This window comes from Flavobacterium sp. CS20 (assembly GCF_018080005.1).
GTDB lineage: Bacteria > Bacteroidota > Bacteroidia > Flavobacteriales > Flavobacteriaceae > Psychroflexus.
This window is the reverse complement of sequence record NZ_CP073015.1, coordinates 638,719-661,592: the sequence shown is the minus strand read 5'-3', so window position 1 is coordinate 661,592 and position 22,874 is coordinate 638,719. Positions and strand designations below refer to the sequence as shown.

The 22,874-nt window shown below is 33.3% G+C and carries 15 protein-coding genes; all 15 read right to left on the bottom strand.

Translation table 11 applies throughout. The features are described from left to right. Positions 1–11 precede the first annotated feature (11 nt). Positions 12–680 (bottom strand): hypothetical protein, encoded by a 669-nt coding sequence (locus IGB25_RS03195; RefSeq protein WP_211066141.1) that lies wholly within the window; start codon positions 678–680, stop codon positions 12–14. Positions 681–799: 119 nt separating this feature from the next. After that, entirely contained in the window at positions 800–2,524 is a 1,725-nt protein-coding gene (locus IGB25_RS14645; protein ID WP_247653586.1) for an RHS repeat domain-containing protein, read from the bottom strand. 558 nt (positions 2,525–3,082) lie between these two features. Then, complete coding sequence (locus IGB25_RS03185) at positions 3,083–3,685, bottom strand: hypothetical protein (protein WP_211066140.1); 603 nt, start codon at positions 3,683–3,685, stop codon at positions 3,083–3,085. Positions 3,686–3,776: 91 nt separating this feature from the next. Further along, positions 3,777–4,157 (bottom strand): hypothetical protein, encoded by a 381-nt coding sequence (locus IGB25_RS03180; RefSeq protein ID WP_211066139.1) that lies wholly within the window; start codon positions 4,155–4,157, stop codon positions 3,777–3,779. 97 nt (positions 4,158–4,254) lie between these two features. Then, positions 4,255–4,947 (bottom strand): RHS repeat domain-containing protein, encoded by a 693-nt coding sequence (locus tag IGB25_RS03175; protein ID WP_211066138.1) that lies wholly within the window; start codon positions 4,945–4,947, stop codon positions 4,255–4,257. Positions 4,948–5,587: 640 nt separating this feature from the next. Further along, on the bottom strand, positions 5,588–6,640 hold the full coding sequence (locus IGB25_RS03170) for an RHS repeat domain-containing protein (protein ID WP_211066137.1): 1,053 nt from the start codon (positions 6,638–6,640) through the stop codon (positions 5,588–5,590). 337 nt (positions 6,641–6,977) lie between these two features. Beyond that, a complete protein-coding gene (locus IGB25_RS03165; RefSeq protein ID WP_211066136.1) occupies positions 6,978–7,148 on the bottom strand; it encodes a hypothetical protein in 171 nt (56 codons plus the stop codon). Between the two features lie 559 nt (positions 7,149–7,707). Next, positions 7,708–8,751 (bottom strand): RHS repeat domain-containing protein, encoded by a 1,044-nt coding sequence (locus IGB25_RS03160; protein ID WP_247653585.1) that lies wholly within the window; start codon positions 8,749–8,751, stop codon positions 7,708–7,710. A 196-nt stretch (positions 8,752–8,947) separates the two neighbouring features. Next, positions 8,948–9,442: a hypothetical protein gene (locus tag IGB25_RS03155; RefSeq protein ID WP_211066135.1), complete on the bottom strand. Its 495-nt coding sequence runs from the start codon at positions 9,440–9,442 to the stop codon at positions 8,948–8,950. Then, positions 9,439–11,289: an RHS repeat domain-containing protein gene (locus IGB25_RS03150; protein WP_211066134.1), complete on the bottom strand. Its 1,851-nt coding sequence runs from the start codon at positions 11,287–11,289 to the stop codon at positions 9,439–9,441. Before IGB25_RS03150 ends, IGB25_RS03155 begins: the two co-directional genes overlap by 4 nt. Before the next feature lie 156 nt (positions 11,290–11,445). Further along, entirely contained in the window at positions 11,446–13,599 is a 2,154-nt protein-coding gene (locus tag IGB25_RS03145; RefSeq protein WP_211066133.1) for an RHS repeat domain-containing protein, read from the bottom strand. Continuing rightward, complete coding sequence (locus IGB25_RS03140) at positions 13,572–15,512, bottom strand: toxin TcdB middle/N-terminal domain-containing protein (protein WP_211066132.1); 1,941 nt, start codon at positions 15,510–15,512, stop codon at positions 13,572–13,574. The genes IGB25_RS03145 and IGB25_RS03140 overlap by 28 nt, the downstream gene beginning before the upstream one ends. A gap of 132 nt (positions 15,513–15,644) precedes the next feature. Next, positions 15,645–15,881: a hypothetical protein gene (locus tag IGB25_RS03135; RefSeq protein ID WP_211066131.1), complete on the bottom strand. Its 237-nt coding sequence runs from the start codon at positions 15,879–15,881 to the stop codon at positions 15,645–15,647. After that, positions 15,853–20,103 carry a SpvB/TcaC N-terminal domain-containing protein gene (locus IGB25_RS03130; RefSeq protein ID WP_211066130.1) on the bottom strand — a complete coding sequence of 1,417 codons (4,251 nt, stop codon included), beginning with the start codon at positions 20,101–20,103 and terminating at the stop codon, positions 15,853–15,855. Before IGB25_RS03130 ends, IGB25_RS03135 begins: the two co-directional genes overlap by 29 nt. A gap of 12 nt (positions 20,104–20,115) precedes the next feature. After that, entirely contained in the window at positions 20,116–22,794 is a 2,679-nt protein-coding gene (locus IGB25_RS03125) for a T9SS type A sorting domain-containing protein (RefSeq protein ID WP_211066129.1), read from the bottom strand. Positions 22,795–22,874: the final 80 nt, after the last annotated feature.

Below are 22,874 nucleotides of genomic sequence, written 5' to 3'. Positions count from 1 at the left end.
TTCAATGGTTTTCAATCCTTTTTCTTTGGTCTAAAATACGTCTTGCCTCCGACTTCAAACTTTTCCATTGGCTCTGCTGGATTAAATTTAAGGTCAATATTAATTACAACCAATAAAATTATCGGTGCTCGATAGTGTGGTTTTGTATATTCAGTTTCATTAGTTAATTCTATAAGTTCTCTTATAGCTTCTTGATTATTATAGCCGTGATTCATTACTCTATTTAAAAGAACTGCATATTTGTAGTATGGGTCGTTTTTATATTCTTCTATCTTAGTTAGTACATCATAAGGACATTTAGAAAAAACAGCATTATTTATGATATAAAGATTAAAATCAAACCCTTTATCCTCCATTAATGATATAGCTTTATTGTAAAAATTTTCATATGTGTCTTTTTTTTCGTTTTCAATTTTAGAAAATAAATCCAGATAACTCTCTTTTTTGGTATTATTTATCAGCTTGTGTGCTATTAATTGTTGCTCAATTTCCTGCATAAAACTATAAAAATCAAAAGGGGTTTTTCCGTAGGATTCTTTAGCATATTTATTGACCACCTCATTGATACAGTCTTTTAAGCCAATTTCAACAGGATTATTATTTTGTGCATTACAAGATGAAAATGAAGTGAAAATGATTGCATTGATAGTAAATATCTTTATTATTCTAATTATTTTCATTTCCGATTTTTAGTTTTTAAATGTGTTATTGATGATATAATTATATCTCGGTGGTTTTCTTTCCAAGCGTTTCATAGCCTTATTTGAATTTGAACTATGTATGCGTATGTCATAATCTCTCATACGCGCTCCTGTATTTGGGTGGTAAAGAGGAATCTCATATTATCCTGATTTGAAAATAGTGATGTCCTTCCAGCAGGTTTTGCTCGCAATGGGCTAATCCCAAGTGCCGTAGCTGTACTGCTTTTATCAAAAGTGGCTGACCGATATAAAGGAATCGCATAATTAACTGAAAAGCTGTCATCTCCCACGTTCATTTTAGCCCAACCAGACATTACATCTTTATATTGAGTGTTGGAATAATAATCGGTAGATAAAAATGCCCAACCACCTTCCGAACTGGTGTGGTCTCTTGCAAATAAAAAATGGTCAAACCGTCTTTGTGAACTTTTTCCTTCGGGCGAGCTTAAATCCAGTTTCATTACTTCACTTCCTGTGGCGACTTTTACATTGCTTCCTGAGATTTCCCCATTTTCCATAGTACTATATAGGTTGTCCGCTACGTCTTGGTCTAAATCATATTGGCTTGCCAAAGTAGAGGCGTTATCCCCTTTTTCAGCGATATATGATGTAGAACCGTCTTCATTAACTTTAGGTATCCAGTCCGATTGTTCTGGTGCCATCCCCGTTGGGTCTGTATAACGAATCGGATTATTCATCGTATAGTTGTATGGTGACCATTCGGGGTATTTCTCCGTCAACGGGTCAACACTCAACCATAAACTGGTTTTAGGATTATAATAGCGGGCACCGTAATAATAGTTGCCCGTTTCCTGGTCAAATTCTTTGCCGTTGTATTTGTAACGGGTATTGTGGGAATTGAGGTGTTCATCGGTCAGGAGCTCACCAAATGGCAAATATTCCGCGTGTTGGCTAATGTCCCCATCATAATTTGACATATAATTTGAAGAACCGAGATGGTCACTGTGAAAATAAAACACTTCTACATGTTGCAGGTCGCCGGCATAGCCGTGAGCAAAATTATTTGAACTTGTTGTGACGTTTTCATCTTCTGATATGTCAACCGTTTCACTTTCAAGTGGTGGTATATCAAAGGCTTGTAAAATACGGTTTCTTCTTTCATTAAGATGGTTAAAATTCTGCCCGTCTTCATCGGGGTCTTGTAAAACATCTATCAGGTTTATTCCATCGGCATTGGCTAAATTGGCAAGGGGTATAATTTGTTTTGAATAAAAACCAAATCGCTCACTGGTTCCAATTTTACTAGCCACTCTTTGGCTACCAATATGATAATGTTTAGTATAAGACAAGGCTTGATCTCTAACTATAAACTTTAAGACCTTTACCGTAATCATCCCATCCGGATAGATATAAGTCTCCGTTTTACGCGCATTGCCAACGTCCTTTGCATTGCTATGAATATCAACTTGTTGATATAGATATTTGATAATCCGTTCACCACCAGCATCGTAGGTATAAGTGGCAATAGGATGGTCACTTTCTTCAGAATACGGATTAAGATCTACAGCCATAAGTCTATTTTCTTCATCCCAAAGGTAATGAATTTTTGTGATTTCTTCTTCTCCTATACCTTCTATCACTTTTGTAAGATTACCGTTGGCGTCATGTTTTATGTTTTGGTTTTTTATTCTTGGGTCATCTTGACTGTCGCAACAATTTACTCCTGTGGGTTGTTCTTTTATTTCTCTCACGGCATGCGGTTGAGTGTAACCATAGTTAGAACCCGCTATGAGACCTCCATCGTCGTCGTAGGTATAATCTAATTGATAGCTGTTATTCTTTACTACGCTAGCATTTTCCATTGGTTCATTGAGATCACTTACCGGTTTATTTAGGTGGGTCTGTGTTTTGTTTATGAAGTTTCTACTCGGATCTTGAGCATCGTAGGTTAAATCAAGATTATATTCATGTTTAAGAAAGGGGTTGCCACCTTGACTTTGAGTATTGACTACATCATTTTACCTGTATAACTTCCGGATGCAGAGGTAAGTCGGTTGAAATTATCGTAAGAAAAATTATAATTGACAGAGTGATAAGATCACTTGTCGTTGAGCTGTGAAGTGCTTGCTCAGGTGATAGCGTTGATATGATATTTACAATCATATGTTGTGTGTGATGTTTTTCTGTAATTTTGCACATATCAAAAATATAAAAAAACTAAAGTCTTCGCCTAAAGGCGAGGGATTTTCCTCCCCAGAATGATACATTAATGAATTCTTTAAAATAGCTAATATGTGAAGTCGTTACAGACTCCTATGATGATTTATGCTTCTTACGTAGTTGTAAAGCTTCGAAGTCTCAGACTTCGCAGAGCGAAGGCCTGAATGCGACTCATCATCTCTAACAGTAGTATTGTACTTTTAATCTGTGAGAACTTTTATCAATATCTTGCCTGTATCTAAATCTTTCCATTTTATCCAACCTGAATAGGTCTTGTTACTTTCAATTAATTTTACTTCTAACTTTAACCAATTATCTTGTATTTCTTTTGGACTGATATGATAGTTGTTAGAAGAATTTATTTCTAATGGCTTACCAGCGATAGTTTCAAGTATAGGGTTTTCTTTGTCATTAAATTCTACGGAATAAGCATTTAAAATATAATCCCTCCAAGTATAAAATACTAATGGTTCTTGATTTTTTATATCAATGAATTTTTCTAACCCAGTTTCTTCATTTACAACTACTTTATAAAAATTATCTCTGGTAGATGTTGTGCGTAAAGCTAAAGTAAAAGTGTCTGGATGAAAGGCAAAAGGTCGGAACGACTCGTTATAAAAATCATATTTGCCATCACTATCGTTATACTTAAATGAAAATTGATACCAAATTGTTCCATCTTCATTAAGTATTTCTAATGTGTCGGCAATATTAAAATCTTTCTTTAAAGTTATTAAACCATTTTTATTTGAAAAATTAGAAGTGTCAATTTTTCTTACCACTGCTTGTGCTTTGGCATCCAAAGACCCTGTATTATTTTTTCTTTACAACTAAGTATAGAAAATAAAATAAGAAAGCTTAAAATATGATTCATAATTATTAATATCTAATTCTTTATCTCATTCCTTGTAAACTACTATCAATAGGCATAACAGGCGGTAATTGATTAGTATTAAAAATATTATTAGTGTTGGTGCTTCTCCCCAAATGACCGTGGTCGTTATGATTGCTTATAGATGTAGGACCATCTAAATTGCCACTTGTTCCTTGGTAATTCGTATCAAAACCGAAAGTGTTTGCTCTATCATAAACAGTTTGATTATTTTGAGTGCTAAAGCTACTACTATTAAAAGCATTCCCTGATTGAAAACTTTCTCCATTAGTATCTAAATATCTAAAATCTACATCTAAACCAGAGCGATTAGCATTATGACCGTGACCACTGTGATGACTAAATCCAGCTTGCCAAGGATCACTACCATTTGATGAAGACATATCACCTAAGTCGATAGAAAGGTTTTCTGCATCTAGAGAGTTTACTAATCCATAAAGAGTCTTGCTGTTTCTGGTGTTACATAATGATCTCCTGAACCTACAGTTTCAGAACCTGATTGACCTCCTGCATCATTTTACCATATCTTCCAAAATTTGAACCAGAAGCTGGGAACTCTACCATCCCATTTGTATTTTCTGTTAACGTCCCTGCTAAAGAAAAATCTGAAATATAATTTCCTGTTGTTCCTGTATTTTGAACATAAAACTGATGAGCTCCTTCTTGTTCAATACGGTCGATTGTTCCATCATTTCTAATAAAGAAAATATCCTCAGGAGCCCTGCCATCTGGATCAATGTATCGGATTGGGTTATTAAAAGTATAATTATGCGGCGACCAGCTCGGCATCTGTTCGGCTAACGGGTCAACACTCAACCATAAACTGGTTTTAGGTTTATAATACCTGGCGCCGTAGTAATAGTTGCCCGTTTCCTGGTCAAATTCTTTGCCGTTGTATTTGTAACGGGTGTTGTGGGAATTGAGGTGTTCATCGGTGAGGAGCTCACCAAATGGTAAATATTCGGCGTGTTGGCTAATGTCCCCATCATAATTTGATACATAATTTGAAGAACCGAGATGGTCACTGTGAAAATAAAACACTTCTACATGTTGCAAGTCGCCGGCATAGCCGTGAGCAAAATTATTTGAACTTGTTGTGTTAAGTTTTAAACTCCGATTAGAGTGATAAACCTGATTTATCTCCATATAATACATACCCGCTTCTTTTACCATCTTCAGTACGTTTTAGTTTCGTATTTTGTAGCCTTCATTGCTGAACATGATGGCAATATAAGCAAATCAATGAATTCTTTAAAATAGCTAATATGTGAAGTCGTTACAGACTCCTATGATGATTTATGCTTCTTACGTAGTTGTAAAGCTTCGAAGTCACAGACTTCGCAGAGCGGGGTAATTTTGAGGCTTCGAAGTCACAGACTTCGCGGGGCGGGATAAAGTTCCTGATGAAATTACCATTGTAGATAAGTCTACTAACGAACGCCTTAAATTAATTGCTCAACTGGACGAAGAAGATAAAAATGCTATTTTTCGCATTATTGATGGAATGCTTACCAAAAGTAAGTTCAAGGATTTCTTTAATAAAAATGTAGCGACTTTGTAAAAGCAAAAAAGCCCTGCATTCCTGCAAAGCTTTGATTTTTAATTTGATTGTTTTTTAGGTTTTATTAAAAGCCATAATAAGTAAATCATTGACAGAATACCCACTATATTAGGCAGGTCACTTTCAAAAAAGGATGTCCAAAACCCCATATCCCTATTTTTATTTAAAAAGTCAAAAAAGCCTGTAATCATCTTGAAAAAAATCGAATAGACTAGAATTAACACTATTAAAATTTTGACTATTAATTTCATTTTACTCTTGTTTTGTTTTCTCTGATTCTATAATTTTTTGGTCTAAATTATCCCAAAACTTCCTTCCACCATCTATCGGACTCCTGTGTTTAAAAGATGTAGTTTCTTCTCCTGATTCCTCTCTAATAGTAGCATTTGCATTTTCTAATTCCCCATAACCTAAATTTGTATCAAACCAAAACAAAACAGGGTCATCTGTATTTTGATAATCAATATTATAAGTAGCATCATTATCACCTACTTCAATATCATCAACTTGGAAGGTGTTAATCATTACATTAGTCTGAACCTCCCAGCCTTTCTCTTCTAAATATTTCTCTACTCCTTTTGAATAGGCTCCACCCATACTATGTGATACCATATTAAAAACTTCACCCTCAGACATTCCTTCAATTAAAGTTTCATAGTTATTTTTTGCCCACTCATAACCTTGGTTTGTTCTACCACTTGCAGATGAAAAGTAGCTATAATCAGTATTTACAAAATAAGCTTTATCATCATACAAATAGTCTTTAGCTCCTTGTACAAAACTATTGTTCCAATAGGCTTTACCTCCTGAAGGTGAACCGCCTCCTAGCTTACCATTAATGAATATAATTTTTCTACCATCAGGATCAATTGCATTTATTGGATTGTTAGCCACATATGCATATGGTGATATTAATGGATATTCGTGTGCGAGAGGATCGACACTCAGCCATAAACTGGTTTTGGGGTTATAATAGCGGACGCCGTAATAATAGTTGCCCGTTTCCTGGTCAAATTCTTTGCCGTTGTATTTGTAACGGGTATTGTGGGAATTGAGGTGTTCATCGGTGAGGAGCTCACCAAATGGCAAATATTCGGCGTGTTGGCTGATGTCCCCATCGTAATTTGATACATAATTTGAAGAACCGAGATGGTCACTGTGAAAATAAAACACTTCTACATGTTGCAGGTCGCCGGCATAGCCGTGAGCAAAATTATTTGAACTTGTTGTGTTAAGTTTTAAACTCCGATTAGAGTGATAAACCTGATTTATCTCCATATAATACATACCCGCTTCTTTTACCATCTTCAGTACGTTTTAGTTTCGTATTTTGTAGCCTTCATTGCTGAACATGATGGCAATATAAGCAAATCAATGAATTCTTTAAAATAGCTAATATGTGAAGTCGTTACAGACTCTGTGATGCTTTATGCTTTTTACGTAGTTGTAAAGCTTCGAAGTCACAGACTTCGCAGAGCGGGTTTTCCATTATTATCAATATATCCTTGATCTTGTAGTTGTTTTTCTGCTTCTGAATAAGATATTCCTTGAAAATCTGCTAATGTCTGTGCATTATCTCCCTTTTCTGCAATTAAATTTCCTTCACTATCGGGAACCCATTCAGGTGCACGACCATCGGGATTTATTTGTTTTCATAAACGCTATCTAATTCAATCATTTTAATCGGTTCTGAATTTACGTATAATGATGTGAAATTTATGATACCCTCCTTTTCTTGGATATTTCTCACTATTAAAGGCAAATCAAAACTATCATCAATCATTAAAAAATCATAACCCTTATAGTTTATCAATTCCCAATTTCTTTTAAGGTTTCCATAGTGTTTGCTTACAAGAACCGAACTGTTTAAAAATGTTACGGTATCCGTTAGTTTTTGGTAATCAACACGGAATGACTTACCTTTTAAAGGTATTTTCTTTTTTGATATATTTTTTAGGAATCTGACAGCTTTTTGTACACCATTTTTGTCCCGTCATAATCTTCAAAAACCAAACTATCTTTTGACCTATTAATCACATTAAATGTAATAGTGTCATCAACTATCAGCTTTTTCCCTTTTACCGTATATATCCCTCCATAATTACTATTTGGAAAATTTTTCACCCCTTGATATACACGGAGTCATTTATAAACTCTATTACCTTTTTTGCAGGAATAGGCAACCGTTTATTTTCATCTGCACGTTGAAGATAAGAACTTACCCAAATACCCTGTATGCTTTCATCAAAATCATTACAGAAATAAACAATAAAAATATTACAACTGTGAATAGTTTATTCATACTATCATTTTTTAAAAGTCCCACATAAAATTATCTATCCTTTTCTGTGCCGACTTATTTCCCAAGTTAATTATAACGGTTGGTCTTTTCCACTAAAAATAACAGGGTTACTGTAAAGTTGCCCGAAAGGGGTCGCAAAACTATTTTGAGTTGCGTCCACTTGGTTTATATAGTTTGCATTTTTGTTTCTAACTGTGTAATTACCTGTAAAAGGAATATTCTCACCGTCAATATTTAATGTGGATTTAAATGAATATGTATTTGATGATAAGATTCCGGATTTTCTACTATATCCTTCAATATTAAGGTCTATTGCAGGGTAAATTGACATAGAAGCGTAATCGTCATTTGGGTCAGATTCCGAAAAACGTTGGTTAGCCGTTCGTTGTTTATGAATAGCCTCCTCTAATTTTGGGGTTACTTTTGCAGAAATATAAGACCCTTCATCTACATTAGGTCTAACACTGCCACCAATTGCTCTCTTGAACCTATCAAAATTAGAAAGATTTTTATCAAAATGTTGATTTATATCTCCTTTGCTTTCCCCTACATATTCGTATCTATTTGTATTGGTAATGTCCATGACCTCATTTACTTCCTCTTTCCAAACATACTTGTCATTCTGTTTGTCATAAACCCAATCATCAGGGCTTTCCGCACTCATCCCTGTAGGGTCAACGAGTACCGTAGGGCGGTGCATCGCATAAGCATAAGGCGACCATCCCGGGAACTTCTCCGCCATTGGGTCGACGGACAACCATAAACTTGTCTTTGGATTGAAGTACCTCGCGCCGTAATAGTAGTTGCCCGTTTCCTGGTCAAATTCTTTGCCGTTGTATTTGTAACGGGTATTGTGGGAATTGAGGTGTTCATCGGTGAGGAGCTCACCAAATGGCAAATATTCGGCGTGTTGGCTAATGTCCCCGTCATAATTTGATACATAATTTGAAGAACCGAGATGGTCACTGTGAAAATAAAACACTTCTATATGTTGCAGGTCGCCGGCATAGCCGTGAGCAAAATTATTTGAACTTGTTGTGTTAAGTTTTAAACTCCGATTAGAGTGATAAACCTGATTTATCTCCATATAATACATACCCGCTTCTTTTACCATCTTCAGTACCGTTTTAGTTTCGTATTTTGTAGCCTTCATTGCTGAACATGATGGCAATATAAGCAAATTAATGAATTCTTTAAAATAGCTAATATGTGAAGTCGTTACAGACTCCTATGATGATTTATGCTTCTTACGTAGTTGTAAAGCTTCGAAGTCTTAGACTTCGCAGAGCGGGTGTATTGATTTTTTTAATTCAATTCTCCAACCAAACTGGATTGATAAAATCGACATCTTTTGCTAAAGCACTTATGAAATCATTATTATTTTCTTTTCCAAATAAACATTTTATATTCACAGAATTATAATCTATTGTTTTATGTTTTGCATTATAATTCATCCTTATTAAGAATAGACCACCATCAAGTTCTGGACAATTTGTAGGTAATATTCCATTAAAAGTATTTTGTGCTTCACTTAAATAATTACCATAAAAATCTGATGCTGTTGTATCAATCTTGTGAATTTTACCTTTTATTAAATCATACTTAATTCTATTTTTTTTATTGTAAGACCATACTTGTGAAAAGTTTGAATACATTGACGTAATCACAAAAGAATTACCATTCTTTTGAAAAAGCTCTTCTGCAAGGCTATCTGTCTTTTTAAAGTTTTTTCTGATTCCAAATTTTTGAGAGGAGCAAGATGCTACAATTAATATTATAACTGATATGTAAACTATTTTTTTCAAAATCTTAAATGTGATATAAATTCAGATAAAAGAGTTATTTTAAATTGCTGATATTTCACTTTCATCACTGAGCCTCTTCCATTATAAAAGTTAACACGATTATCTCTAGCGCCAACTACAAATGGATTTCCATTGTAACCACTACGCTCTAAGTCAGCCTGATAAGGAATATCACCCCTTCTTATATTTCTACCATTAATATTTCTACTGTAATTAGAGGGTGTTGAGCTTCCTAAACCTTGTGTGTCTGGATGAATATGGTAATAAACGTCAAGATTGCTCATATCTATATCTAATTTATCGCCATCAACAACAAAAGGCTGGACGCTTCCTTTAACCTCTCTTCTTCCGTCTCCTAAATCTCTATTGGTTACTGCATATCCTTCATCCCATTGAGTTGTTTCAAAACTTGAAAAAGTGCTGTGTCCACCATTTTCCTTATTTGAAGATAAGGTAGATTGCAAGCTTTGATCCACAGAAAAAATCATTTGGGATGGTATAGAGGAAACTTCATCAGAACTACTTAAATCACCAGAATAAAACTCGCCATTCGCAGTCGCATTTTTAACATCTCTTTTTGTTTGACCGCTTACAAAATATACCCGACCATTATTCGTGCCATCATCGCCTAAGTATTTTAAATTACCCCAAAAGTTTTTACCATAAATTGGATCTTCTACAACCATTCCCGTAGGGTCAACATATCTTACCGGATTATTCATTGTATAGTTGTATGGTGACCATGAGGGGTATTTCTCCGCTAACGGGTCAACACTCAACCATAAACTGGTTTTAGGGTTATAATAGCGGACGCCGTAATAATAGTTGCCCGTTTCCTGATCAAATTCTTTGCCGTTGTATTTGTAACGGGTGTTGTGGGAATTGAGGTGTTCATCGGTGAGGAGCTCACCAAATGGCAAATATTCGGCGTGTTGGCTAATGTCCCCGTCATAATTTGATACATAATTTGAAGAACCGAGATGGTCACTGTGAAAATAAAACACTTCTATATGTTGCAGGTCGCCGGCATAGCCGTGAGCAAAATTATTTGAACTTGTTGTGACGTTTTCATCTTCTGATATGTCAACCGTTTCACTTTCAAGTGGTGGTATATCAAAGGCTTGTAAAATACGGTTTCTTCTTTCATTAAGATGGTTAAAATTCTGCCCGTCTTCATCGGGGTCTTGTAAAACATCTATCAGGTTTATTCCATCGGCATTGGCTAAATTGGCAAGGGGTATAATTTGTTTTGAATAAAAACCAAATCGCTCACTGGTTCCAATTTTACTAGCCACTCTTTGGCTACCAATATGATAATGTTTAGTATAAGACAAGGCTTGATCTCTAACTATAAACTTTAAGACCTTTACCGTAATCATCCCATCCGGATAGATATAAGTCTCCGTTTTACGCGCATTGCCAACGTCCTTTGCATTGCTATGAATATCAACTTGTTGATATAGATATTTGATAATCCGTTCACCACCAGCATCGTAGGTATAAGTGGCAATAGGATGGTCACTTTCTTCAGAATACGGATTAAGATCTACAGCCATAAGTCTATTTTCTTCATCCCAAAGGTAATGAATTTTTGTGATTTCTTCTTCTCCTATACCTTCTATCACTTTTGTAAGATTACCGTTGGCGTCATGTTTTATGTTTTGGTTTTTTATTCTTGGGTCATCTTGACTGTCGCAACAATTTACTCCTGTGGGTTGTTCTTTTATTTCTCTCACGGCATGCGGTTGAGTGTAACCATAGTTAGAACCCGCTATGAGACCTCCATCGTCGTCGTAGGTATAATCTAATTGATAGCTGTTATTCTTTACTACGCTAGCATTTTCCATTGGTTCATTGAGATCACTTACCGGTTTATTTAGGTGGGTCTGTGTTTTGTTTATGAAGTTTCTACTCGGATCTTGAGCATCGTAGGTTAAATCAAGATTATATTCATGTTTAAGAAAGGGGTTGCCACCTTGACTTTGAGTATTGACTACATCATTTTACCCTGTATAACTTCCGGATGCAGAGGTAAGTCGGTTGAAATTATCGTAAGAAAAATTATAATTGACAGGTCCGATAAGATCACTTGTCGTTGAGCTAGGAAGTGCTTGCTCAGGTGATAGCGTTGATATGCTATTGATATTGTTTAAGTCATCATAAGTGTATTCATTTTGAATATTTGCTCCTGTACCAAAGAGATGTTTTATGGTATGCATTCTGCGTTGACTATCATAGGTATAGGACGTCGTAGTGCCATTACCATAGGTTATACTTTTGCGCTCATTATAATCGGTATAGGTAATATTGTTTACAATATCTTGATTACCACTATCTATGGTAACAGGTAAATCACTCAATACACTTTGAAGATCTCCTGCAAGATTGTAATTGTAAAATATACGTTCCCCATCCGGGTAAACAATTTCTTGTACTCTATTCCAACTATCATAAATCCATTCAGTCTCAAACCAATAGGTTCTTTCGCCTTCAACATTTACAGCTCTTGTTCTCTGTGTAAGTTCTCCAATATTGCCATACCCTAGAATTTGCATACCAGAGGCATCTTTTTGAATCATTATTCTACCTACCGCATTAAGTTCATCGGCAAGACTTTCATTAGGATAGCCATAAATATAATAGATGTTATTCTCTTTGTTTTTTGGGTATTCGACTGATAAAAGCTGATTATAATGGTAAGTGTAATTGATTTTTTGCTGAGAATCCAACATCAGATTTGAATTTTGTTTTTCAATCAAACGGCTCGCCTTGTCATATTTCATGCTTATAACTCCGCGTTCAGGTTGTTGAATTTCAACTTTTCTTCCAGCTAAATCATATAAGTAATTTGTCTTGGTCTGATTATGATGGACAATAGAGGTGAGTTCATTTATAGCGTTATATTCATATTGAATTGTTAAACCTTCCTGAATGGTTTTAGTTTTACGTTGTCTAACGTCTGTAAAAGTTTCCAGTTTTTGATTTTTTTCATTAACTACTTCACTCACAAGGTTTCCATTGTTTATTGAATAGCTCATTGTTTTATTACCACTATCATCGACTTGGCTGACCTCGACTTTTCTGTTCTTATGATCGTAAAGACAGCTACTTAAAAAATCTCCCGAACTTGAGAAAAAGTCTGTATCATTACTACTATTAAAGTTTTGGGTATTGGGTAAATATTCTTCAAGCACCCTACCTAAAGCATCTGTTTTTTGTCTACCGCTAACCAGCCACTTTAAACTAGAGGAAGTCTTGCTGTCGCTTTGTGAATATAGGGTCTTTTTTTGTTGAATAGCATTTCCCAAGCCATCTATGATGTTGATGGTATAAAACTCATTATTTAAATTAACATAATCGCCGTTGATATCAATTTGAGTATCTTTATGTCTAGTTATAGCATAGTGTGTTTCATCATTTGATGTGGGTTCAAAAGCATGAGCGACGTCTATCATTGTTTGGCTTGAATCGTTATTGATAGATTCATTCATATGCTGGTAGCGAATGGTCCAAAGATTTTGAATATTTTGAGGATTTTCTACTTCGTTAAAATATGTGTATTCAACAATTCTGCCTCTATCATCATATCTCAATTTCATTTCCTTATTATTAATATCAGTAGTATGGAAAGGTATTCCAAACCTAAAATCATATTCTGTAGATGACTGATAGCCATAAGAATTTGTAATTGTAGTTGGATAAGTCTTTACACTTTCATCATATTCAATAGATTTTGTAAAGCCCAATGAAGCATTATTTTCTGCTGTATTATCAGGCTCTACAATGCTGGTCAACATAGTATAAGTGTTATAATTGAAAATTATATTTGTTGTTTCACTAGAATTAAGTTTTGTTGTAATTTCTGCGAGATTACCATTTGAATAGTAATTGGCTATTCTTTCTCTTAAAAGTGTATTGTCTGAATTTTGAAATACTTGAATTTTTTTGGGAAAACCTAAGAATGGGTTATTGATTGAGCTGAAAAAGTTTGGGTTTTCATATTCTATTTCGGTTCTATATGCATCATTACTTGAGCCATTTCCGAAATTGGTATAGCTTGTAAGATTACCAAATTGATCATATTCTTCGAAGCGTTCAATCAAAGATAGACTACTACCTTCTTCAAAAGTCAAGGATATTCTTTTAGATAAAGCCACAAAAATCCTGAGTACTTTTCTTGGTTTGACAATGACAAATCTAAATTGTCATTGGGGTCGGTATTTAATGTTGGCGTGCTTGAGGAGCCATCAGTAGAAGTGTTATGATCAAAAGCCTTATAAAAATACTGCGTTTGAGATAAAGGTTGATCTTGGCTTGTAAAAGAAGACACATCGTTTATTTTTCCTTTTAAATAGAAATTATCATTATGTATTTTTTTTAAGGTATAGTTGTATAAAGTCCACTGATCACTTTGATTTTCTTTGATAAAGCTATTTATTCTTAAGATTTCAAAACCATAAAACTCTCTTTCATGCCTATCATAAAAGGGATTTGAATATTCAAATGTTTGTTTAGTTTCATCTACTGATAAATCATTATCACCAGGATAGCCATCAAATGTTGTTACTTCATCCAATACCCATTTATTTTGAGGTAAAGATGAGGTATTACCAGCTCTGGCATAGCTTACTTCCCAACTACCACCAAATGGTGTTGTCACTTTTTTGAGCAAATGTGTTTTTTTAATTTTACTCAAGTTTACATTTAAATTCATACCTGAACTCGTATCATGAATAACATCAACATAGCCATCACCATTGATATCCCTTAGAGAAACAGCTATATGATTCTTGCTTATTGATGTAGTAGCCAAAACTGTTCCTGTCACTTTTACAGGGATCCAAACCACCCAAAATGCTGTTCCTGATGTATATGAACCATTAAGTGTAAGACTAGAGGATTTGTTGACATCAGTGGCATCGTTATAAAAACTTTTAGGATTTGCATCAAAATTTGTTCCATTATTTATGTAGTATGTACCATTGTCAAGTAACAGGTCAGGAAGAGCATCTCCATTTACATCAACCAACTTGATTCTACTTGTCGAAGTATTTACGCTTCCACCTATTCCGAATGAAAATGATGTTGTTTGAGAGGTATTAAAACCGTCGCCTATCCCAGAATTATCACTTTCTCTTTCACTAATGTAAGGTGTAGTAGGTATGGAAGAGAGTTGATCTGCCCAATTTATTTTTTTTGAAAAACCGTACTCTGTATTTAGCTGTACTTCTATGCTTGTAGTTGTTTGATCAATAACTGCATCAGTTTGAGGTATGATTTCAACTCTATCTGTTAACCCATCACCATTAATATCTAGCCATTGTTGTATAGATTCTGTGTAACCTTCTGTAAGTCCAAAACTGGCTTCTATATTAGGAATATTAGGGTTATCTATATTGCTACTACCTTGATTGTTTGATGTAAAGGTAGAAGAAGATATTGATGCTCCATGAAATTGATCTTTATTGCTAGAGCCTCTAAAAAAATTTGAATTTAACTCAGATATGTTTTCTTGGGTTTTAATATTATTACTTAACCCACCTTTCATTGAACTGAACTGAATCTTAGTTTTGGTCACAAAATCTGGATACCTATCTCCGTTTAAATCAATATATTCTGATAATACTTCTGTTCTAGCTTCACTTTTCGACCCATTTACACCTGCATCATAAATTCCTACATCTAGTCCACCAGAATTTGTTTTCCCTTTGGACCTGGATCTAATTTTAAAACCAACAAAGCTATCATCGGTATTACCAAAATTGTTGGGGTCAATGTATTGATTATAAATATTGCTTTCTCCAAAACGACCGACATAAAAAACCGGTATGTCATTTTGGTTCAATTCATATTTTGCACTAATTACATTATCATCAGCTGTGTCTAAATACATATCTTGATTATAATAGTATTGACCATTATTGCTATAAATTGTATATCTTATTTTTTCAAAAGTTGGTTGATCAGGGTCAGGGTCAAGGTCATCATCTGTGTCTGTAATAAGCTCATCAACGTCAATTAATAAATCACCATAATCTGTAGGTGTGGCAGAATCAATATATTCACCCATGTTTTCTCCATCTTCATGCCTTGGCATATGTAAACCTCCATTGTATAAGAATTGCCCCCATCCTTTATAAGTAAAGCCTTGAAAGTTTGGGTTTTTACTGAAGATAGGAGGTTCAGCAAATTTTAAAGCACTCTAGTTAGGGTCATCAAAATCTCCGGTAGGAGAATTTTCTAGGTCTTCATTTAACTTAAATTGTATAGAGAATTCATAATGATCATTAACACTTTTAAAATTATTGGTATTTGTATAAAGTGCGGCATAAATTTTGGCATTTTGGCTTTGAAGATCAGCTACATCTTCTTTGGTGAAAATATGCTGGACATCTTCTAATTCCAAGAAATCACTTGGCAATACAGGATTCTGGTTCAATATTTGCATCTGAAACTTTATAAAAAATTTCATCGCTCCCAAATATTCCTCCATCATCAACAAACTTAAATATCAGTAAATTTTTTTTAAATGGGACTTTACTGATTATATCACCTGTTGAAGGTTCAATATACTGCTCTTTAATCACAAAATTGACTTCAATAGGGAACTCATCATTAGGGATACCATCTAGCTGATGAAAACTAAAATTATCTAAACCTACGGATAAAAACTCAGTTTGGTCGTCATTAAATTGATCATCATCAATAATAGGTTCAGGTATCTTGTTAGATATATTTACCCAATGTTTATTGGCTGATAAAACGTTGTCATAAGTTTCAAACGTGATTGCAGGATTAATATCAGAAGTAGATGTATCGTTATCGGTGATTGTCGGTTGCCAAATAATATTTTTCCAGTCAACATTAGAATCACTACTTACTGTAAAATTATAACTATAACTAAAATCATCGTCTTGCGAGCCTAAAGGAAGGCTAATTAAACTATTACTAGGAATAAAACTTTCTGTTTCAATGTTATATTTTACTTCATAAGTATCTACATTTATTATTGGTTCTAAAGGCTCGTCATTTTGATCTAAACCTGCTACTTTTTCTATGGCAGTTTCAATCACATTAAAGGTAATATCGTCCGTCAATACATTAGGAATATTGATAGCACTAAGATTTAAATCTATGGTATAATTATTGTCAAAATCATCTAAAGTCCAGGGATTTCCATTATTGAGCATAAAATCTTGTGCCATATTATAATTGGCTAATGACTTGTTGTTTTCGTCATTAAGGCTTAAAATTGACGTAGTAAGCGGTGATGGATTGTTTTTAAAGGTATTGATTTCAGAAGGGTTATTCGTATTGAAAACATAGTTAATTTGAGGATTCCACTCTATTTTTCCACCATTACCATAATCATGATTGTGAATTCTGAAAAATAATATATCGCCAGAATTTACTGGTATGCCGGATAAGTTCATGCTTGCAGAAGAATTATTTTGGCTCAATTGTTTTGAGTTAAGCTCTACTGGATTTCCAGTGCCCGTATTGAGGTTAGAATCGTAATATTCAATAGCTAAATCAAATCTATTTAAATCAGAGTCTCCATTGCTATAATGTGGGGTTGAATTGTCTAAGGTGGCATTCCCAATAACCTGAATGGTACCATTATAAGGTGCAACCCATGCACTGACATGGTCGTATTGATTATATTGATCTCGCAGTTGATCTAACGTATCAAAACTTATACCTTCAAACATATTGTCACCAGGACTAAAGGCATCTGAGTTGATTATGTTTTCGGTTTGGTTGATATTGAAGTTTAGGTCTCGATCTTCTATTACATCGTTTTCTGTTACATTAAAATACACTCTGCTATTATTAATATAATCGACAAAACCGTCACCATTATAATCGATAAAATAACCATCTGTGGTTGAATTAGTTTTACTCCAGCTTTTACCAGCTGATATTGAAGCAACTCCTGGTATCCCTATGGTTGCATTTCCACCACCAGAAATAGTGTTTGATTTTGATTCCTTTAAATTACTTATCCCAAAATCGAAGATATTATCAGAAAAGTTTGGAGTATTGTTACTCCCTAAATTGTTTAAAACATACTTAATATTTCCATTTTGTTTGAAAACGATATCTGGCAAACCGTCACTATTAACGTCTATTAAATCATTGATAGTTTTACTGTTATTTCTGCTATAATTACCCTTTAGGTCAAAAGTATTAACATTACTTGATGGGTTTAAACCTATACCAATTCCTCCTCTTAAACCACCGCTATATCCATTGGATTCACTCGTATTAATTGTTGACAAATAATCTGAATTAAACATGCTAAAAAGATTAGAATCTACAATAGTTGGTGTGATATTTGAAGTCATATTTACAGTAGAGTTATCTATTATACTAGAATTGAAATCTTCAAAATATTCCATTTCATTTTTATAAAACAAATCACCACTTGCGTCATATTCTGCAATTGATTCTAAAAGGGTTTTATTAAATACGGATTCAGTGTATTCAAATTGATATGATCTCACGTTTTGAATTTCACTATTTTTATGATAAGTAATGTTTATTTCAGTTAATAAGTCATCAGTAATTCTTAACGTTCCAGTTCTAGCGTTCAAAATTTTATCTTTTCTGTCAAGATCAGATAAACCAGAAAGGTTGTAATTATTTCTTATAAACTCAACCTTATAATAATCCAAGTTAGTATTATCGTCATTCAAAGTATATTCAATACTTTCCAAATAACAAGAAGTTGCTTTAATATTTCCACTATCTGAAATAGTGTTATTCAAATCAATATTCTCATTTTTATCATAAAAATATTCAATCCTATTTCCAAATACGTCAATGGTTTTGAGCAATGACCAGTGAGTAATATTACCATTAAGGTTTCTAAGAACATAAGTTTCATTTATGCCACTATTGTCTCCTCCATAATAGCTTGTAGTGCCTCTTTTATTTACTACTTCCCACCAATAGTTACCTGGATTACTTCCATGTCTCACTATTTTGCTATAACTGCCTTCAGCCCTGTGATAAAAAACTCTATCAGTTTGCCTGTTGATGTCAACATTAGATCTGTGCGGTTGGGTATATTCGCCATTATTTTTTAATAACAATTCACTTCCAGAAAATGTATAAAGCTCGGTTTCTTTATTTGAATCAAAGACAGGTGTCCCCCATTTGGTATTTAAACTTATACTGGGTACTTGAAGGTTCCACCCTAAACCCATCCAACTATTAGATGCTTCACTATTATAATTGACAGATAAATTGGGTTGCATTCCATTTCTACCTGATGGCAGTTTTAAAGGAAAAGATGTAGAAGCAACACCCATATTATTAGGTTGAGGTGGTGAAATTGAAACTACACCTGATGCTGGGTCTGCATATTCGAGGTCTGTCAATAATGTTGGAGTATAATTTCCTATTTCAGGAGATTGAGGTCGCTTAATTATGCCATTGATATAATCTGTTTTTTCATTAACTTTAGTAATAATTAATTCATTTTTATAATCAATACTATCTTTTTCAAGACTAATCCATTCTTTTTTCTTATTACTAAAATAAAATGTTTGGATATCTTTTGGACTATAGCCCACAGGCATTTTATCACTATCATATTTAAGATACAGCATTGACTGATTTGTACTATCCAGAGATTTATTTAATCGGTATGAAGCATATTTGTATGTGACATTTGTTATAGAGGTATGGGTTGGTTTACTATCTCTAAACAAAAGCCCTTCGATATTCAAAATTTGTATGTGACCATTATCATATGTTTTGAGAAAAGAACTTTCCTGACTTAATTCCTCATGCTCTACAGCAGAATCAATTCTAGGGAAATACAAATATTCGCTAAAGTTAATAGGTGTTAATTTTTTTTTAACTAGCGCTTGGGTATTATCATTTAAAATGATTTTAAATTTAATTTTGTCTAAATCAGTTTGAGATAAGATTTTATTAAAAACACCATTATTCAAGTTCAAATTTTCATCATTATATTGTATAGACTTTACTTTATCGTGATCAACAATTCCATTCAAATAAAGCTTATTGCCGTAAATAAAACTATTTAATTTTTTGATTGGTGCTTTAGACTTAACTGGTGTAAGCTTAACACGTAGATTCTTTATTTTATAACCATAATCTTTATTTTCTCTTCTGTTAAAAAAAATTGTGTTTTTACCTGAATTTATCAAATGATTAGGTATTTGCTCACTTACATGCTTCCATTCTTCTTTTATAGAAATAAAAGACCCTCCGTAACTTTTATTGTGATTTATGCTTTTTGTGGTTTGTGAAGCATCTTCTAAACCAAAAAGCTCGTATGACAAGGTTATATCATAGTTCTTTAAGTTATATTCATTTGGTATGTGAACCGTAAAAAAATTATCTTTAATTTTCTCACTTTTATGATCGTCAAAAACTCCTATAAGCCCAAATTGTTCATCCGCATAAAAAATATTCGACTCGGTAGGATTACTAGGCTCGACATAAGTTGATCCATTGGAAGAACTAGGGCTAAGATAATTTAATTTAAATTTTAAAATCTTATGTAAAGATGTATTTTGAGACATTTGTTGAATTGGCTGTCCAAAAACCATGACATTACATAAAATACTTGCAATTGCAGTACTGAATATACTACTTTTTCTGATAGATTTAAATAGAAGCATAAAACTGGGGTATTATTTGATGATTAAACGGTCGGTTAGTATCTTTTCACTGGTTGTAGTTATTATAAAATAAACACCTGTTGCATTAATTTCTAAAGGGATAGTGTATTGACTTTCATTCGATAATTTCTTTTCAAAGACCTGTCTTCCTAAAATATCAAAGACTTTAATCTCCACATCTTTGACTTCGTTCATCGTCACTTCGTGACTAGCGTTTTTTTGCAAATCACTTGGATTAGGATAGGTTTTGGTGGTAATGTTGAAATTTGTACCATTCTCAGGTCTATCAGCACTTATTGTTGGATATAAGCTTTTAGTTAAAAAACTTTCTGAATAGATACAACCGTTATCCTGATCAGTTGCGACAAGAACATATTTTTCTAAACCAGGAATTGAACAATCTATATTATTAACATCAACTTGTCCTTCAAAAACAATAATAGGAGACACAAGTATGCTAGTTAATTGACCATCATCACATTGTGTAAACCACTCATAACTAATGTTGCTATTGACTGATACATTCAAAGATGCGTCAATAGTAATAGGTACACACCCATCATTAAAATTATTATTAAGCACATAATAACTTTCTGTTCCATTATTGACTAATAAATAACAGCCCGAAGATAAAAGCTGATCGTGTAAGTTTATATCTACACCTTCCCATGGGTCTGTAAAATCAGCATTTAAGCTTATAGTTTCATCTAAATTATCCGTAATTTCTATAGTATATGAACCGTATGGAAGTGTTAAATTTACACTATTAAAATCATTGTTAGCAACTAGAGTATAGCCGATTTGATTATTATTCAAATCAAATACTTGAATGTTATAATTTGGTATTCCTCCAAATATATTAACATTAAAGTTCGCCTCATCGTCATCACATTCTAGAGAATAATCTATAGATCCTGATAATATATTAGTGATTGTAATTCTATCAGATATAGAACAAGATCTGTCACCAGCAGTAACAATCACCTCATAGTCACCTGGCGCATTGACCACTAATAATGGATCTGTGTGTTCTAACAACTCTCCATTAAAATACCATTCATACGTTGCATCAGGATCTTCAATACCTTCTCCTGCAAAAAGATTAATTTCTTGCTGGTTTATACTTAGATTTTGGTCGGGTCCAAGATCCAAAAACATATCATAAATTATAACTTCAAACTCCCTTTTAACAAAAAGGCCATTCGAATCCTCTACATATATGATGTAAACACCTTCGCTAAGATCTTCAAGTGTCACTACTGTATTTTCAGTTATAGTTTGAAAAGAATATCCATTTTCAGACTCAACTTTGATAGAATACTTAGGTGTACCACCTGTAATTTCAATATCAACGTTTCGAGATATATTATATTTACTACATTCTGTTCTATGAAATTTTACTTGAACAATCATTTCTGGTCCAATGGCGAGGGTATACTGATCAAATTTATTTTCATCAATATCAAAAAATATCTCTTCTACGGTTGCATAACCTTCTTGAATATCATCAATTTTAGTAAATTCAACAAATTCACTTTGAAAATCAGAAATCTCAGTATTATTTACGAATGGATCTCTCAGAAACCATAATTTTAGATCTGTTTCACTTAAAATATTTTGAATTTCATTAGTTACTTTAAATCTTAAATTAATTGGATATTCTTTAGATTCTTCATCTGTATTTTGACTTAACCATTTTCTTCCTAGGGTTGATACGGACATTTCATTAGGTTCATTTAAACTAAGGTTTCCATTATTATCGCCAAATAAAATAAAATGATTATCAGAAATAGTTAATTCTAATTCCTGCTGTTTAATAATGTTGTTTTCAGCATAAGGACCAACAGATGCAACTAACAAATCTTGTTCGTTTCTACTTTCAGCAATTAATTGATATAAACCACTTTTATCATCTTTTCCAATACCGAATATGTTATTACTAAAAGCACTGTTAATATTCCAAAACTTTACATTAGTAGAACTTTTATAATCAGAGTCCAATGTAAGTCCATACTTCAATGCTAAATATGATTCAACTCGATTTTTCTCATTAGCATCTAATTCAAATGGAAATGATATGAATTCAGTAAAATAACCTACAAAATTTTCAGCCCCTATATTATTATTTTGATCAGAAAATGAGAAAGTTTTGCCAACATTATATTCTGTTTCACCTATAAACCCATATGTCTTGTGAATTTTATTTAGTCGATAGTTATTCCAATGATAATAACTAATGTAAGACGGTTCGTTGCTATAAGAGCTAAACAAATCCCCTTGCAGAGAGTTGTTCATAGCTATACCTGTTCTATTTCTTATAACTTTTGAAGTTATAGTATTAGGAATAAACTCAGACCATATTGTATGTAATTGGGAAAGGTTTGTTTCTTTCTTAATATCTGGCTCTCCGACAAAGAAATAAGTTTTACCTTTTGAGTACTCATGCTTTGTGTTGAATTTAAGACAAATTCCTTCAGCACTATAAAAACACTCGTTGAAATTAAAATAATCAGTTTCAGATTGGCCGCAATTCGAAACTCTAATATTAGAATCAACCGATAAATTAATTGGCTCTTCAACATTTGCATGATTACCTATAATCCAAATCTCTGAATTTGGTAATCCACCAGGAAAATTCTGACAAAAACTAAATGAGAATGATAGTAATAAGACACAAGTTAAAGTTTTCATAAATGAGGTATTTTTTCCAAATATAAAAAATTTTCCTAAAGTCGTGTTAACAATAGCCAATAAAATGAGTTTTCGTTGGT

Bases quoted from the DNA above. Each gene is read 5' to 3' on its own strand.
- IGB25_RS03195 (WP_211066141.1), bottom strand. From the start codon at position 680: ATGAAAATAATTAGAATAATAAAGATATTTACTATCAATGCAATCATT.
- IGB25_RS14645 (WP_247653586.1), bottom strand. From the start codon at position 2,524: ATGGAAAATGCTAGCGTAGTAAAGAATAACAGCTATCAATTAGATTAT.
- IGB25_RS03180 (WP_211066139.1), bottom strand. From the start codon at position 4,157: ATGTCTTCATCAAATGGTAGTGATCCTTGGCAAGCTGGATTTAGTCAT.
- IGB25_RS03175 (WP_211066138.1), bottom strand. From the start codon at position 4,947: ATGGTAAAAGAAGCGGGTATGTATTATATGGAGATAAATCAGGTTTAT.
- IGB25_RS03170 (WP_211066137.1), bottom strand. From the start codon at position 6,640: ATGGTAAAAGAAGCGGGTATGTATTATATGGAGATAAATCAGGTTTAT.
- IGB25_RS03160 (WP_247653585.1), bottom strand. From the start codon at position 8,751: ATGGTAAAAGAAGCGGGTATGTATTATATGGAGATAAATCAGGTTTAT.
- IGB25_RS03150 (WP_211066134.1), bottom strand. From the start codon at position 11,289: ATGGAAAATGCTAGCGTAGTAAAGAATAACAGCTATCAATTAGATTAT.
- IGB25_RS03140 (WP_211066132.1), bottom strand. From the start codon at position 15,512: ATGGGTGAATATATTGATTCTGCCACACCTACAGATTATGGTGATTTA.
- IGB25_RS03130 (WP_211066130.1), bottom strand. From the start codon at position 20,103: ATGCTTCTATTTAAATCTATCAGAAAAAGTAGTATATTCAGTACTGCA.
- IGB25_RS03125 (WP_211066129.1), bottom strand. From the start codon at position 22,794: ATGAAAACTTTAACTTGTGTCTTATTACTATCATTCTCATTTAGTTTT.